This window comes from Parablautia sp. Marseille-Q6255, from assembly GCF_951230155.1.
GTDB lineage: Bacteria > Bacillota > Clostridia > Lachnospirales > Lachnospiraceae > Choladousia.
This window is the reverse complement of record NZ_CATNVD010000011.1, coordinates 1-13,840: the sequence shown is the minus strand read 5'-3', so window position 1 is coordinate 13,840 and position 13,840 is coordinate 1. Positions and strand designations below refer to the sequence as shown.

Annotated in this window: 10 protein-coding genes; 3 read left to right on the top strand and 7 right to left on the bottom strand. The window is 43.3% G+C overall.

Annotation, left to right across the window (positions count from 1 at the left end):
• Positions 1–98 precede the first annotated feature (98 nt).
• From QOX44_RS09535 to QOX44_RS09510, 6 genes are all read right to left on the bottom strand, one after another.
• Complete coding sequence (locus QOX44_RS09535) at positions 99–1,331, bottom strand: uroporphyrinogen decarboxylase family protein (protein WP_283682880.1); 1,233 nt, start codon at positions 1,329–1,331, stop codon at positions 99–101.
• 13 nt (positions 1,332–1,344) lie between these two features.
• Entirely contained in the window at positions 1,345–2,364 is a 1,020-nt protein-coding gene (locus tag QOX44_RS09530) for a LacI family DNA-binding transcriptional regulator (protein ID WP_283682879.1), read from the bottom strand.
• 391 nt (positions 2,365–2,755) lie between these two features.
• Entirely contained in the window at positions 2,756–4,483 is a 1,728-nt protein-coding gene (gene ilvD, locus QOX44_RS09525) for a dihydroxy-acid dehydratase (RefSeq protein WP_283682877.1), read from the bottom strand.
• A gap of 8 nt (positions 4,484–4,491) precedes the next feature.
• On the bottom strand, positions 4,492–5,322 hold the full coding sequence (locus QOX44_RS09520; protein WP_283682876.1) for a carbohydrate ABC transporter permease: 831 nt from the start codon (positions 5,320–5,322) through the stop codon (positions 4,492–4,494).
• Positions 5,319–6,203 (bottom strand): carbohydrate ABC transporter permease, encoded by an 885-nt coding sequence (locus tag QOX44_RS09515; protein WP_283682874.1) that lies wholly within the window; start codon positions 6,201–6,203, stop codon positions 5,319–5,321. The genes QOX44_RS09520 and QOX44_RS09515 overlap by 4 nt, the downstream gene beginning before the upstream one ends.
• An 85-nt stretch (positions 6,204–6,288) precedes the next feature.
• Positions 6,289–7,566 carry an ABC transporter substrate-binding protein gene (locus QOX44_RS09510; RefSeq protein ID WP_283682872.1) on the bottom strand — a complete coding sequence of 426 codons (1,278 nt, stop codon included), beginning with the start codon at positions 7,564–7,566 and terminating at the stop codon, positions 6,289–6,291.
• A gap of 268 nt (positions 7,567–7,834) precedes the next feature.
• Here QOX44_RS09510 and QOX44_RS09505 point away from each other — a divergent pair, with 268 nt between their 5' ends.
• Genes QOX44_RS09505 through QOX44_RS09495 form a run of 3 tightly spaced genes read left to right on the top strand, consistent with a single transcriptional unit; the run spans position 7,835 to position 12,303 of the window.
• A complete protein-coding gene (locus QOX44_RS09505; RefSeq protein WP_283682870.1) occupies positions 7,835–9,823 on the top strand; it encodes a right-handed parallel beta-helix repeat-containing protein in 1,989 nt (662 codons plus the stop codon).
• 2 nt (positions 9,824–9,825) lie between these two features.
• Positions 9,826–11,364 carry an alpha-N-arabinofuranosidase gene (locus QOX44_RS09500; protein ID WP_283682869.1) on the top strand — a complete coding sequence of 513 codons (1,539 nt, stop codon included), beginning with the start codon at positions 9,826–9,828 and terminating at the stop codon, positions 11,362–11,364.
• Between the two features lie 39 nt (positions 11,365–11,403).
• Positions 11,404–12,303, top strand: a complete 900-nt coding sequence (locus QOX44_RS09495) for a dihydrodipicolinate synthase family protein (RefSeq protein ID WP_283682868.1) — start codon at positions 11,404–11,406, stop codon at positions 12,301–12,303.
• A gap of 67 nt (positions 12,304–12,370) precedes the next feature.
• Here the strand turns inward: QOX44_RS09495 and QOX44_RS09490 are convergent, their stop codons facing one another.
• On the bottom strand, positions 12,371–13,402 hold the full coding sequence (locus QOX44_RS09490; protein WP_283682867.1) for a LacI family DNA-binding transcriptional regulator: 1,032 nt from the start codon (positions 13,400–13,402) through the stop codon (positions 12,371–12,373).
• Positions 13,403–13,840: the final 438 nt, after the last annotated feature.

Genomic DNA, 13,840 nt, shown 5'->3' with positions numbered 1-13,840 from the left:
TGTTCTTCTTTTTTATTTTAGTTAAACGTTTTACTTGCCTCCAAAAAAATTTAGTTAAACGTTTTACTTACCCTTAAAAAAATATGTTTTCGATTTTTCTAATTTCTGAAAAACTCTGGCTTCCCATATTTCAAAGCAGTTTCAAACAATGCGGTTATTTTTTCCGGTACAATATCTGCCTGTATATTATGAATGGCCCCAAACACAAAGCCGCCGCCCGGTGCATACACCTTTATCATATCCTGCGCTTCTTTTATTATGTCGTCTACCGTCCCATGCGTCATAGTCGTCTGTGTGCTGCATGCCCCTCCCCAGATCGTCAGCTTATCACCGAATTCCTTCTTGATCTGTACCGGGTCCATATTTGCACATTCCTTCTGAACCGGATTTAAAATATCAAATCCCGATTCAATGATGTCCCCCATGATCGGGTAAATACTGCCGCAGCTGTGAAGCGAAATATGCACATTTTTATTCTTTTTCTTTATTGCTGCATTAATCTTCGCATGACGGGGTTTGAAGTATTTCCGATACAGCTCCGGTGAGATCAGCATCCCGTTCTGAGAACCAAAATCATCATTGCTCTGTACGATCTGTACATAATCCCCTACCGCGTCCAGATACCGTTCCATCATCACAATATAAGCGTCAGTCAGCTTATCCAGATAGTACTCGGTCAGCTCCGGCTCCGTATAAAGGTTGACAAGAAAGTTTTCATACCCCCAGTCCTTCCATCCTTTTTCAAAAAGGCTGAAGCTGGTTGCTCCTGATATGGCAAACTCTGTATTTTCATACAGTTCCTTTGCCTGCTTTCTCTGGTATGCCATCTCTTCATCTGTGATCCCCGGAAGATCCATCGCATCTATTTCGGCTTCATCCTCACAATCTTCCAGCGGATGATAAACATCATCAAAATACAGACCCTTTGCCGGGCGCTTAGCTATCACTGTACCCTCTTTATTCAGAACAGCCAGCGATCCGTCCGGTAATTCCAGTGGTTCAAACGCCTTTGCGACCATACAGTCTCCGCCGCCAAGCGGCAGCTTCCCCGGCTTATACTCATCAATCCTGATCCCGATAGACGGTACAAGCCTTGGCAGGATGACCACATCGCCCCCAAGACGTCTAAGCAGATCATGATCCGGCAGCGCCAACAGCTGCTTTACATCAAACAAAATCGTGTCTGTGGTGATCCCCATATATTCCTTTAAACGGTTATATGCATTGGCATTGATCCCCGTAGACCTCGAAGATCCCAAGTCAATGGGTACACGGTCTGTCTCTTCATGAGCCAGCGCCATCAGTACGCGCTCTCTCGATGTCATTCCCATAGGTTCCTCCTTTTTAGTCATTTAGGTTTCTTATACTGCTGCCCAGCCGCAGCTCAGGCATAAATCGGATATTTTTTTCTACTCCTCCCTTCTGATTGATCATACGAAGCAGATTCTCTGCTGAAGCACTTCCCATATCATAGCCATGCAGCACGATCGTCGCCAGCGGCGGCTGATGCATTTCTGCCAGCAAAGTACCATCAAATCCAATCACAGAAATATCATCCGGAACTGCTTTTCCCGCTTTATAGATCGCCTTACAGGCTCCCAGAGCCATCAGGTCATTTGATGCGATTATGGCCGTAAACTCGGTTCCCTTCAAAAGCATCTGCGCTGCCCGTTCCCCGGAGTCCATCTTATAATCTCCCTGGAGCACCAGTCTGTCATCGATCGCAAGTCCTGCCTTTCGCATCCCCTCCTGATAACCTTCATACCGAAGTCTGGCATTATACGCCTCCATCGGTCCTCTCAAAAAAGCAATCCTCGTATGCCCATTGCTGTGCAGCGCCTCTACCGCCTTTACCATCGCGTTCTTATTATCAAAGCAAACCTGCGGGATATTTTCCAAATCCTTCCCATACCGCTCTACTGTGACGATCGGCATCCCCTTTGCCGACAACTCCAGTATCACAGCATTATCCTCTGCCCGGTTGGAGGTCGTTACAATGATCCCATCCACCATGCCCTGACTCAGGCTGAGCAAAAACTCACGCTCCTTTTGCGGATCACCATCCGTGTTGCACAGAATCAGGCGGTAACCGTTCTTACTCAGATAATCCTCAGCTCCCTTAAACAGATCCTGAAAATAATAGTTATAGATATCCGGCAAGATCACTCCGATAATATTCGTCTTTTTTGTAACCATCGCTCTTGCTGCCGGATTCGGTCTGAAATTCGTCTCTGCGACCGCCTCTAAAATCCTCTTTTCTGTTTCCGGTGAACAGCAGCCTACTTTATTATTTAAAACTCTGGATACGGTAGTAGTAGAAACTCCGCACGCTTTTGCTATGTCTTTAATAGTTACTCGCTTCAAAACATTCTCCTTTTAGTTAAACCTTTTCCGAAAACGTTTAACTAACTTATGCATTTAGTATAGTCCAACTTTTCCGGTACGTCAACACTTTTATTTTTTTCATCACTTTTTAAGAATTTTGCCATCTGTATTTAGTACTTATGCACAATCCTTTTTCTCTTTTACCCAAAATACAGGCTGTCTATATTGTACCAAATCCAAGGCACAGTGGCTATCCCAAAGCACAAAAAATACTGCTTTTTTTCCAAAACAATAGCCGGAACAGCACACCCTGTGCAGCAAAAAAGCCGCACGGTATACCCCCTGCAGCCTCTTTGCTCCCGTAACACGATTCAGTTTTTCACACTTTTACATCACTGCTATGAAACACAAAACCGATTCATCTGTCTCATCAATATCCAGCCCCCTCCATTGCGGAACAGGCCATCCTTGTATAGCGACCAAGCGCTCCTGTATACTCTTTCTTCTTCCGTTCTTCTGTTTTTTCTCTCTGTGCAAGGATCTCTTCAGCCTGCTCTTTTCCGCAGATTCTCCCTTGGATCCCGACTACATCAATTGTTTTCTTTTTTACATCATACTCTACCAGATCCCCTGTCTTAACATATGCGATTGGTCCTCCAACCGCAGCCTCCGGGGACACATGTCCAATTGCAGCCCCCCTCGTAGCGCCAGAAAATCTTCCATCCGTGATCAACGATACTCTGCCATTTAACGTCTCGTCACAGCTGATCGCCTCTGTTGTCATCAGCATTTCTGGCATTCCACTGCCCCGCGGGCCCTCATATCGTATTATGATAATTTCTCCTGGAGTAATTTTATGATTTACGACTGCATCATGCGCCGCTTCTTCGCAATCAAATACAACTGCCCGTCCGATGTGATGCCACATTTCTGGCACACAGGCCGCATATTTCATTACCGCTCCCTCTGGTGCTAGATTTCCTTTCATAATAATCACAGAGCCTGTTGATGCCGCCTTATCCGGTCTACAGATTACATCTTCTCTGCAAAGGCCAAAATTGTGGAGATACCCTATGTAGCGGTCATAATATCCGCTTTGTTCTATTGCATCCAAATTTTCTCTCAGAGTCTTTCCCGTAACTGTCACAACATCCAGATCCAGATATTCCTGCAAATAGCTCTGCACCTTAGGAATCCCGCCTGCAAACCAGAACGCCTCTGCCAAATGCTGTCCGCTTGGATAAATATTTGCAATATGAGGTACAGCCTCATTGATGTGATTCAGTACCTCCACATCCAGATGGATCCCCAGTTCCTGCGCAATCGCCGGTAAATGGATAAATGCATTTGTCGAGCCTCCAATCGCACTGTGTACCACAAATGCATTATAAAACGCTTCTTTCGTAAGAATATCCACAGGCCTGATCTGTTGTTTTATCAATTCAACCATTTTCTTTCCCGAAGCTCTCCCATATGCAAGCAGTTCACGCATTGTAGCCGGTACCAGTGCACTTCCAGGGAGTGCCAATCCAAGCGCCTCTGCCATACACTGCATTGTACACGCTGTCCCTAAAAAAGAACATGCTCCTACAGACGGACATCCTGTCAGCTTATAATCTCGAATCTCTTTTTGTGTAATCCGTACATTTCTTCTCTGTCGCAGAGAAATATCCCCTGCTACTAAAGATGTTGTCTCATCTGGCCCCGAACGCATACTGCCTCCCGGAATAAAAATCGCCGGGATATTCAAACGGGCCGCTGCTTTTAAATAAGCCGGTATCGCCTTATCGCAGGAAGAACTTAAAATCACTCCATCCCATGGTATAAATCTGCCATGCACCTCCAGCATATCACAAATTGTCTCACGCGAAAGAAGTACCATATTCATCCCATCATGCCCCTGAGCACATCCATCACATACATCTGTTATATGGTACTGTGCCGGATGTCCGCCACTTTCAAACACTCCATAGGCAGCCTGTTGGCTAATCCTGTCCAAATGCACACTCCCTGGATGGCTGTCCCCGTACGCGTCTTCTATCAGGATCTGATATTTTTCCAAATCCTCTTCACTCCATCCGCTTCCAAGCTGAAGTGCATCAAACTGCGCCCACAGATTTCTCTCCCGTATACTCTTAATCTCTGTACGTTCCATCATACCTGTTCTCATCCCTTTACAGCCCCCTGCGTCAGACCATTGATTACCTTTTCTTGTGCGCAAAAATACAAAATAATCACCGGAAGAGAACCTACCAGAATTGCAGTCAACACTGCAGGAATATTCACCGTCTCAAATCCATAAAAATCACGAATTCCAAGCGGCAATGTCTTTTTTGCTGCCGAATCAATCAAAATATTTGCATTGATAAACTCATTCCATATATTTAAAAATGTATATACAACCACCGTTGACAGCCCCGCGCTGGACAATGGCATCGTAATCTTTCTAAAAACCTGAAATGTACTACACCCGTCAATGATCGCAGCTTCCTCTACCTCTTTTGGAATTTCTCTGAAAAACTGTGTCAAGATAAACACCGATATCGGTATATTATAACTGATATATGGACCACACAAACCAATCAGTGAATCCCTGAGTCCCAGAGAGCTCAGAAGCGTAAATGTAGGAATCAGTGTTGTATGGACAGGAATCATCATCCCTGCAATAATTATAAAATATAACAGATTCTGTCCGCGAAAATGCATTTTGGCAAATGCAAATGATATCATAGATGAAACAAGAACAATCACAAACACACTGATGCCAGCTACTATCACACTGTTTAAAAAGTAACGTAAAAAGTCAGGCTGCAATACCGCCTGATAATTTCCCAAAAAAAGTTTATCAGGAAGATCCCATACCCCTTGCAGATAATCTGCCATATCTTTAAAACTGTTCGTCAAAAGGAATACAAACGGAAATCCTGTGATGATCAGTACAATAAAACAGCAAAAATAAAGCACGCCTTTTGTAACACAATGTTTTACCGTTTTCATCTTGCATCCTCCTTTTTCCGGGTCATAAATAAAAATACACAGGCAAATACAAAACATATAATGAACATATACGCCGCCACTGTGCTGCCATACCCCATCCGAAATTCTGTAAAGCCCTTTTTATACATATAAGTCGCCATGAGCTCTGTACTCTCATTCGGCGCTCCTCCCATCATTACATAAAAAAGGTCAAAATATTTCAACGAACCTACAAGTTGCAGCACCGCAGATGTCCTGATTGTCGGTATCAGAAGCGGCATTGTAATCCGCGAAAAACACTGCCACGAATTTGCTCCGTCAATTTTGGCCGCCTCATACAATTCCTCCGGGATATTCGTCAGGCCTGCCTTCAAGATAATCATATAAAAAGGAATAAACTGCCAGCAAATAACCAGCAAAATAGAAGGCAATGCTCGATCTCCCTGTAAAAAAGCAGTAGAGATCGGTAAATTCAATTTATGTATGAGCAACGCCAGAATACCGAAATTAGGATCATAAAATAAAATCCACATAATTCCTGTAGCCACTGTAGAAAGCAGCATCGGCATAAAGAAAACAGTCCTGAAAAATCTGGCACCTTTCAGTTTCGCATTGATCAGCAGTGCGAGCCCTAACGCACAGGGAATCTGTATAAACACAGAAACTGCTACAAGAATCAGATTATTTTTAAGCGCATTCCAAAAAAGAGGATCTTTTGCAACTGCGATATAGTTCTCCAATCCGACAAATGTTTTGTTTGCACTAATTCCTTTCCAGTCAAGAGTGCTATAGTAAAAAGTCCTAACAATACCCGCCAGATTAAATACACCGTAAAAAAATAGTGCCGGCAGTACAAACGCCAATACCAGCAGACGTTTATTTAATTTTTTACTATTGATCATTTCCCGCCTACCTTTCCCATATAGAAAGGGCACAGACAGACATCTGTGTCATGCAGTCTGTGCCCACTATGTTCCAAAATAACTGTCAGTCAAGCGTTTCCTTCGCTAACGCCTCCATATCTGCCGCTGCCTGTTCTGGTGTCGTAGTCAGACCAAACAGATCATATGTCGTCTGCTTATGCAAAGCTGCAAGATCTGTTGGAAGAAACTGATCATAGAAATTCTGCACGTAGTCCGCTTCCTGCAGTATGTCAGATACTTTCTGTGCGATTGGGTTGGGCATTTCTACCCCCTTTGCACCACTCACTACACCAGCAAGATCTACATTATCCTGTGCATAATCTTTATCCGACAAATAATGAATCAACGCAAATGCTTCATCTGGATGCTCACACTTCGAGGTAATAGACCAACCATTTCCACCACCAAGAATTTCTTTTACATTTCCCTTACCGCCTTCAATCTCCGGGAATACGAACATATCCAGATTATTCTCATAAAACTCCGGGGCCTCGCTTGTACAGTTTGCCGCCATCCCGTTTGTACTGATAAAATGCACTGCCTGGCCACTATAGAAAAGCATTCTGGAAGCTCCGGTATCATCGTTCATTGCATTAAAGCCCTCTGGATAATATCCCTTTTCTACCCATTCCTGAATCTTCTCACCAGCCTTAATAAAGGATTCATCCTCAAAGGTACCGCCATTTTCTCTGTTATAGGCATTCAGGAAAGCATCCTTTCCACCATATCGAAGAGACAGCCAGATAAAGGTAAGCGCCCCAGGCCACTGCGCAGAATTTGCGAGAGTAAATGGAATATATCCTGCTTCTTTACAAGCCTCAAGATTCGCTTCAAACTCCTCCAGTGTTGTTGGGATTTTTAATCCAAGCTCTTCATAAATCTGTTTATTAAAATATACTGGAGCCGGACCAAATGATGTCGGAAGCCCATACCGCTTGTCATCATACTCAAACAAACTAAGGGCTGCCGGATAATACTCATCTTCTACTTCTGCAATACGATCTGTAAGATCTAAGATTTTCCCCTCATCTACGAACGTCTTCAGCCATCCTCCGCCGTTTGAAGTCATAATGTCTGGTTCCTCTCCAGCCGCCATAGCTGTCGCGATCTTTGTCTTATACGGGTCATTTTCATTTGCCACCACTGTAACTTTTACATTTGGATACTCTTCATTAAATCTTGCAATAGCATTTTCAATTACCTTTTGTCCTGTTTCATTTGGAACATTATGCCAGAAAGTAAGCTCAATCTGTTCTTCCTCCTGCGCCATCACCGGAAACGTCCCCAATCCCGTTACAGCCATTGCAGCAGCCAATATAGCTGCTAATACCTTCTTTTTCATTTTCATCCTCCTTTTCTGTGCTCGAACACATTTATAGATACGGTGATCATATCATATTTAGTTATTTTAGTCAATATATTTATTATTATTTTTTATTTTTATATATTTTGCATATATTTTTTCTTTATTTATTCTTTTTCTTCTTGCGTGCTCGAGCAATCTATGGTATATTCATAACTATTAACAAATATCAATGCACAATTTCGTTATCTGCGCACTGATATAGAAAGCAGAGAGCAACAAGAAAATTTAATCAGGAGGTTTTTTTATGTCAAAGCACTATCATGTTGCCAAATCCGGAAGTGATAGCTATTCCGGCTCTTCCGAATACCCTTTTTTAACCATCTCACATGCCGCTTCACTGGCTCTGCCCGGCGATACAATTACCGTGCATGCCGGAATCTATCGTGAACATGTAAACCCGCCAAGAGGCGGAAACAACGAATCTTCCCGAATCGTCTTTGAAGCAGCGCCTGGAGAAAGCGTCGTTATTTCCGGATCTGAACTTGTAGAAAACTGGGAAAAGGTAAGTGGCACTATCTATAAAACTGTTTTGCCGAACACATTTTTTGGTTCTTTCAATCCGTATCAGGAACTCGTGTGGGGGGATTGGTTTGATACGCTGGAACGTAAATTTCATCTTGGAGAGGTCTACATCAATGGAAAATCTCTATTTGAAGCTGATTCATTTGATGAGCTTTCCTCAAACCTGCCATTCCACAATGCACGCGAACCAGAATGGTCCCTGCACAAATGGTATTGTGAATCTACGCAGACAGAGACTACTATCTATGTAAATTTCCGCGAATTTGATCCTTTTAAAAATACAGTAGAAATTAATGTACGAAAGTTCTGCTTCTGGCCGGAACATACGGGAATCAACTACATAACCGTGCGGGGATTTCATCTAACTATGGCTGCTCCAAACTGGGCTCCCCCTACTGCTCTTCAGGAAGGTCTGATCGGTCCTCATTGGAGTAAGGGATGGATTATTGAGGATAATGAAATCAGCAATTCCAAAAACTCTGGTATCAGCCTCGGAAAAGAAATCACATCTGGCCATAATGAATGGACGTTACTCGGAACCAAAAACGGAACACAACGTGAACGTGATGTCATCATGAACGCACTGCACCACTGCAACTGGGATAAAGAACATATTGGCTCACATATTGTCCGAAATAATATTATTCACGATTGCGAACAAACCGGTATTTGTGGTCACTTAGGAGCCGTGTTCAGTCAAATTACAGACAACCATATCTTCAACATTCATCATAAAAGAATGTTTAATGGTGCTGAAGTCGCCGGGATCAAGCTACATGCTGCTCTTGACTGCCTCATTGAAAATAACTGCATTCACAATTGCGATCGCGGTCTGTGGATGGACTGGCAGGCGCAGGGAGTACGGATCACCAGAAATCTGCTATACGACAACGATACCGAAGATCTGTTTGTAGAAGTCAGTCACGGTCCCTATATTGTAGACAATAACCTTTTCTTTTCCATGAAAAACGTGCGTGATCTTTCTCAGGGCGGAGCTTATTTACACAATCTCTTCTCTGGTTTTCTTACATGGACGAGAGTCACAAACCGTTTTACACCGTATCACTACGCACACGAAACAGGCGTGCGTGGTTTTATGACCATTCTAGGCGGTGACAATCGCTTTTATAATAATATTTTTACTGGTACACAAAAGCAGTTCGAAAAAAAGGAAAAAGCAATTGACAACAAAATCTGGATGAACTTTGATATAAAAAACCCGGGCGAAATTCAGCCAAAAGGACTATCTATTTATGATGCCTGCCCTGCCGAAGGGGAAGATTTCTACCACACACTGCATACAGTTGATGAATTTGCTACCATGCGTATTCCTATGCACTGTGGGTCCAATCTCTACTTTGGTGACGCCCATCCATTCCGTAAAGAAACAAACAGCTTGACAGTACCAGAATATTGCCCTCAGATAGTTTTAAAAGACGAAAATGGAGAAGTTTCTGTAACGCTTGATTTTTGCAGCTATCCATCCTCTATATCCGCAATTCCTGTTACTACCGATTTTCTCGGAATTGCTTTTGAACCAGAACTTCCTTATGAAAATCCAGATGGAACGCCGTTTTGTATTGAAAAGGATTTCTTTGGTCATTCCCGCAGACCAGGTGCATCGTGTATCGGCCCATTTGCCTGCATACCAGAAGGTCCGCAGGAAATCCATCTCGCAACTAAAAAGCATACAAAAGAAAGGAATCTCTAATTATGGCTAATCAGCTCATTATCAATTCAGCTTCTGCCAAAGCAACCATCAATCGTATGATCTATGGACATTTTGCAGAACACCTGGGACGCTGTATTTACGATGGTTTTTATGTCGGAGAAAATTCTTCTATTCCGAATATTCATGGTATACGATCAGATATTGTCAGCGCATTAAAAAAAATCAAAATCCCCTGCCTCCGCTGGCCCGGGGGATGTTTTGCCGATGAATATCACTGGATGGATGGCATCGGTCCGAAGGAACACCGCCCCGCCATGGTCAACACACACTGGGGCGGCATCTCAGAAAACAATCACTTCGGCACTCACGAATTTTTTGAGCTTTGCGAACTATTAGGAGCAGAGCCATATATCTGCGGTAATGTAGGAAGTGGTACAGTTAGAGAGATGTCCGAATGGATTGAATATATGACCTCTGACGCGCAATCCCCTATGACCACATTGCGGGCACAAAATGGAAAAAAAGAACCGTGGAGACTAAAATACTTTGGCATTGGAAACGAAAACTGGAATTGCGGTGGTCGGATGCGTGCCCAATACTATGTCGATGAAATGATGCGATACAATCTGTATGCCCGTGATTATGGCAACAACAAGCTCTATCGTATCGCCTGCGGACCAAGAAACGAAAACTATAAATGGACAAAAGAACTTATGGAAATCGGAGCACCTTATATTGATGCTATTGCCCTACACTACTATACTCGCGTTGCGGATCCGACCCGCACAACAAATCTTGCAGACGGAAATGAACAGTACTATATGGATCCTTCTATTTCCAGAGGTTCTGCGACTGACTTTGCCGAGGATGAGTGGTTTCAGATCATGAAAGCTGCCCTGCATCTGGAACATCTTATTCAGAAGCATACAGCAATCATGGATTTCTACGACCCAGATAAAAAGGTAGACCTTATCATTGATGAGTGGGGCACCTGGTTTGACTGTGAGCCTGGAACAAACCCGGGATTTTTATATCAGCAAAATACCTTGCGCGATGCTATTTCCGCAGGTACCAGCCTCAATATTTTCAACAATCACGCAGACCGCATCCATATGACAAACATTGCTCAGACTGTCAATGTCCTGCAGGCAATGATTCTGACCGATGGTGCCAAAATGCTCCTCACTCCCACATATCATATTTACGATATGTACCAGGTACACCAGGATGCCCAGCTACTTGATTTTGCTCTATTGTGCGAAGACTACACTTACAACGGACAGAGCATTAAACAAGTCAATGTGTCCGTCTCTAAAAACCGTGATAATCAAATTAACATCACACTCGTAAATATTGCACCGGATCAGGGCGCACAAATTACCTGCCATATTCCTGATCTTGAAACACTTTCTGTGTCAAATGCATTAGTCTTAACTGCACCACAGATGAATGCCAGAAATACATTTGAATACCCTGACACGATTTATCCACAGAGATTTACCGGTTTTAAATCAGCAGGACAAACACTTCAAATAGACATGCCGTCTAAATCTGTGGTATTGCTTACTGTTCCTTGTTAATCCGCTTTACCAAACACTTATCTTATTTAGGAGGTATCTATGCAAGCAAAATGGATCTGCCCCGCTGTCACTTTATTAGACAGCAACGGGCACATTGACCTGGAAGCTAACGCTATGCTCTGGGAAAATCTGATTTCAAACGGCGTGGATGGAATTCTCATTCTTGGCAGTATAGGAGAATTTTTTGCAATCAAAACAGAAGAAAAGAAGACATTTATCCGAGCTGCAGTTTCATATATTCATAAACGTATCCCTCTGTATGTCGGAACCGGAGGGATGCTCGTTCAGGAATGTATCGATTTATCCAATTATGCGCTGGACCAGGGAGCCGATGCATTAGTTATTATTTCGCCTTTTTATTTCAGCCTTCCGACATCTTCCATAGAAAACTTTTATGGGCAGGTCGCCAGTCAGGTAAATGGTCCGATTATCCTGTATAATTTCCCGGATCGTACCGGGTACAATCTATCCCCGCAACTCATTCGTACCCTTTGCGGACAGTATCCCAATATTATTGGGATTAAGGACACAACTGCTGACATGGCACATACCCGCCAGATTATTCAGGAAGTAAAAAAAGAATTTCCTTCTTTCCTGGTATATTCCGGCTTTGACGAATTCTTTTTGCACAATATCCAATCCGGAGGAGATGGCTGTATTGCCGGTATCTCAAATTTTGCTCCTGAGCTTACATCACTCTTTGCTGACTCCGTACGCAAAAATGATATGCCAACAATGCAGCTGTGTCAGAATCAGATAGATGCTCTAATGAGCATTTACACCATCGGCGAACAATTTATCCCTATTATAAAAGAAGCTGTCCATCAGACAAATATCTCATCTGCATCCACCGTGTGTATGCCGCCGCTGCTTCCTGCAACTGCAAAACAAAAAGAGCAGGTACATCTCTTATTAAAAAACACAAAACTGGTGGCATGACTTTTCTCTTAAAAAAATCAGATCGTTCTGCCAGAATAAAGGGGGGCATAATCTGCCCCCCCTTTCTTTACTCCACATTCTGCTGAATATGAATCGATAGCTCCGTCTTATACCAGTCCTTCTCGGGCGATTTTCCATACGCCAGATAATTAAATAACAGCTCCAGCGGTTCTCTCCCCTGCTTTTCGGGTTCCTGCCCGATTGTAGCAGCAATTTCGCCTTTCTTGATCATTTCTATCAGCTCCTGCGATGCCAGATCATGTGTGATGATTTTTACCTGCCGTTTCTCGGCTACCTTGTAGATCGCCTTGCAGATGCTGTAATCTCCCGGATTCGCCAGGTAAATTGTATCAATCTGAGGATTGCGCTCCAGAAGACTCTTTACCTGTAAAAACACATCAAATTGATCCATATACCATTCCAGATACAAAATCTCTGCAACTTTCATATCCGGGTAATGACTTTCTATCTCCTGCTGAAATCCAAGAATCCGATTCTGACTGGCCACATTCTTTTCATAGTATGTAATAATACCCACAGTTGCTCTCTGATTCGTCATAAGCGCCGCCAGGCCGCATGCCAGTCTTCCTGATTGCACATAGTCACAGCCCACAAATGCAATCCTTTGCTCCATGTCCAGATTATATGCGACAACAGGCGGCACCTCCTGCCCAAGCTGTTCCATCGCCTTCAGATAATGCGTCCCGAAAGTGCCATACATGACCCAGCCGTCCATCTGATATGTGCGCGCAAATTCCAATATTCTTTCCTCATCATGATTGTGCTCCACCGGAATCGGAAAAAAAGATACCTTTACTCCATATTGTGTTAGCTCCTGCGCACATTTCTGCGCCTCTTCGCATACCTTTTCAAAAAAGGGCGCTGTTCTTCCCTCCAGATAACAGAATCCCAGCTGAAACTGTTTTTTTCTTGCTGCAAGCCCCTGAGCTGCGAGATTCGGTTTATACCCCATCTGCTTCGCATAATACTTCACCCGCTCGGCCTTCTCAGGAGATACTTTTCCTCTGTTATGCAAAACGCGGTCAACCGTTCCGCGCGATACTCCTGCTTTTTTCGCAATATCTACTATAGTAACCATCTTTTTCCTTTATTACATTAATACAATTTTTTTCTTTTATTTATCTCTTTTTTATGCAAATTATATCATTTTTTTGACAAAATGTCAAAATATTTACACTTAGATTTCCTTAGATGTTACTGTCAAGTAATCGTTGGCAAATTTTTTCATACATGATTTATCATACGCCCGTTCAGGATACAGGCAACGCTGCTAACGCATTCTCGCTCCATTTCGCTCGCAGCGGAAGCTGACCTCATCCATCTCACCTGCGACTCTGATTCATTAAGTGCCTGCGGCTTCACAGGTGTTGCATTTGGTATCTGTTTTTATTCCGGGCTGTTTAATATCCTGCCATTGCTAACAGCTTCCGTCCGTCACCTCGCACCTTTCCTTCCAGGCCTACTACATGACCGATCACCGGATATTCATAACCTTTCCCATCCTTCTTCGGTGCCT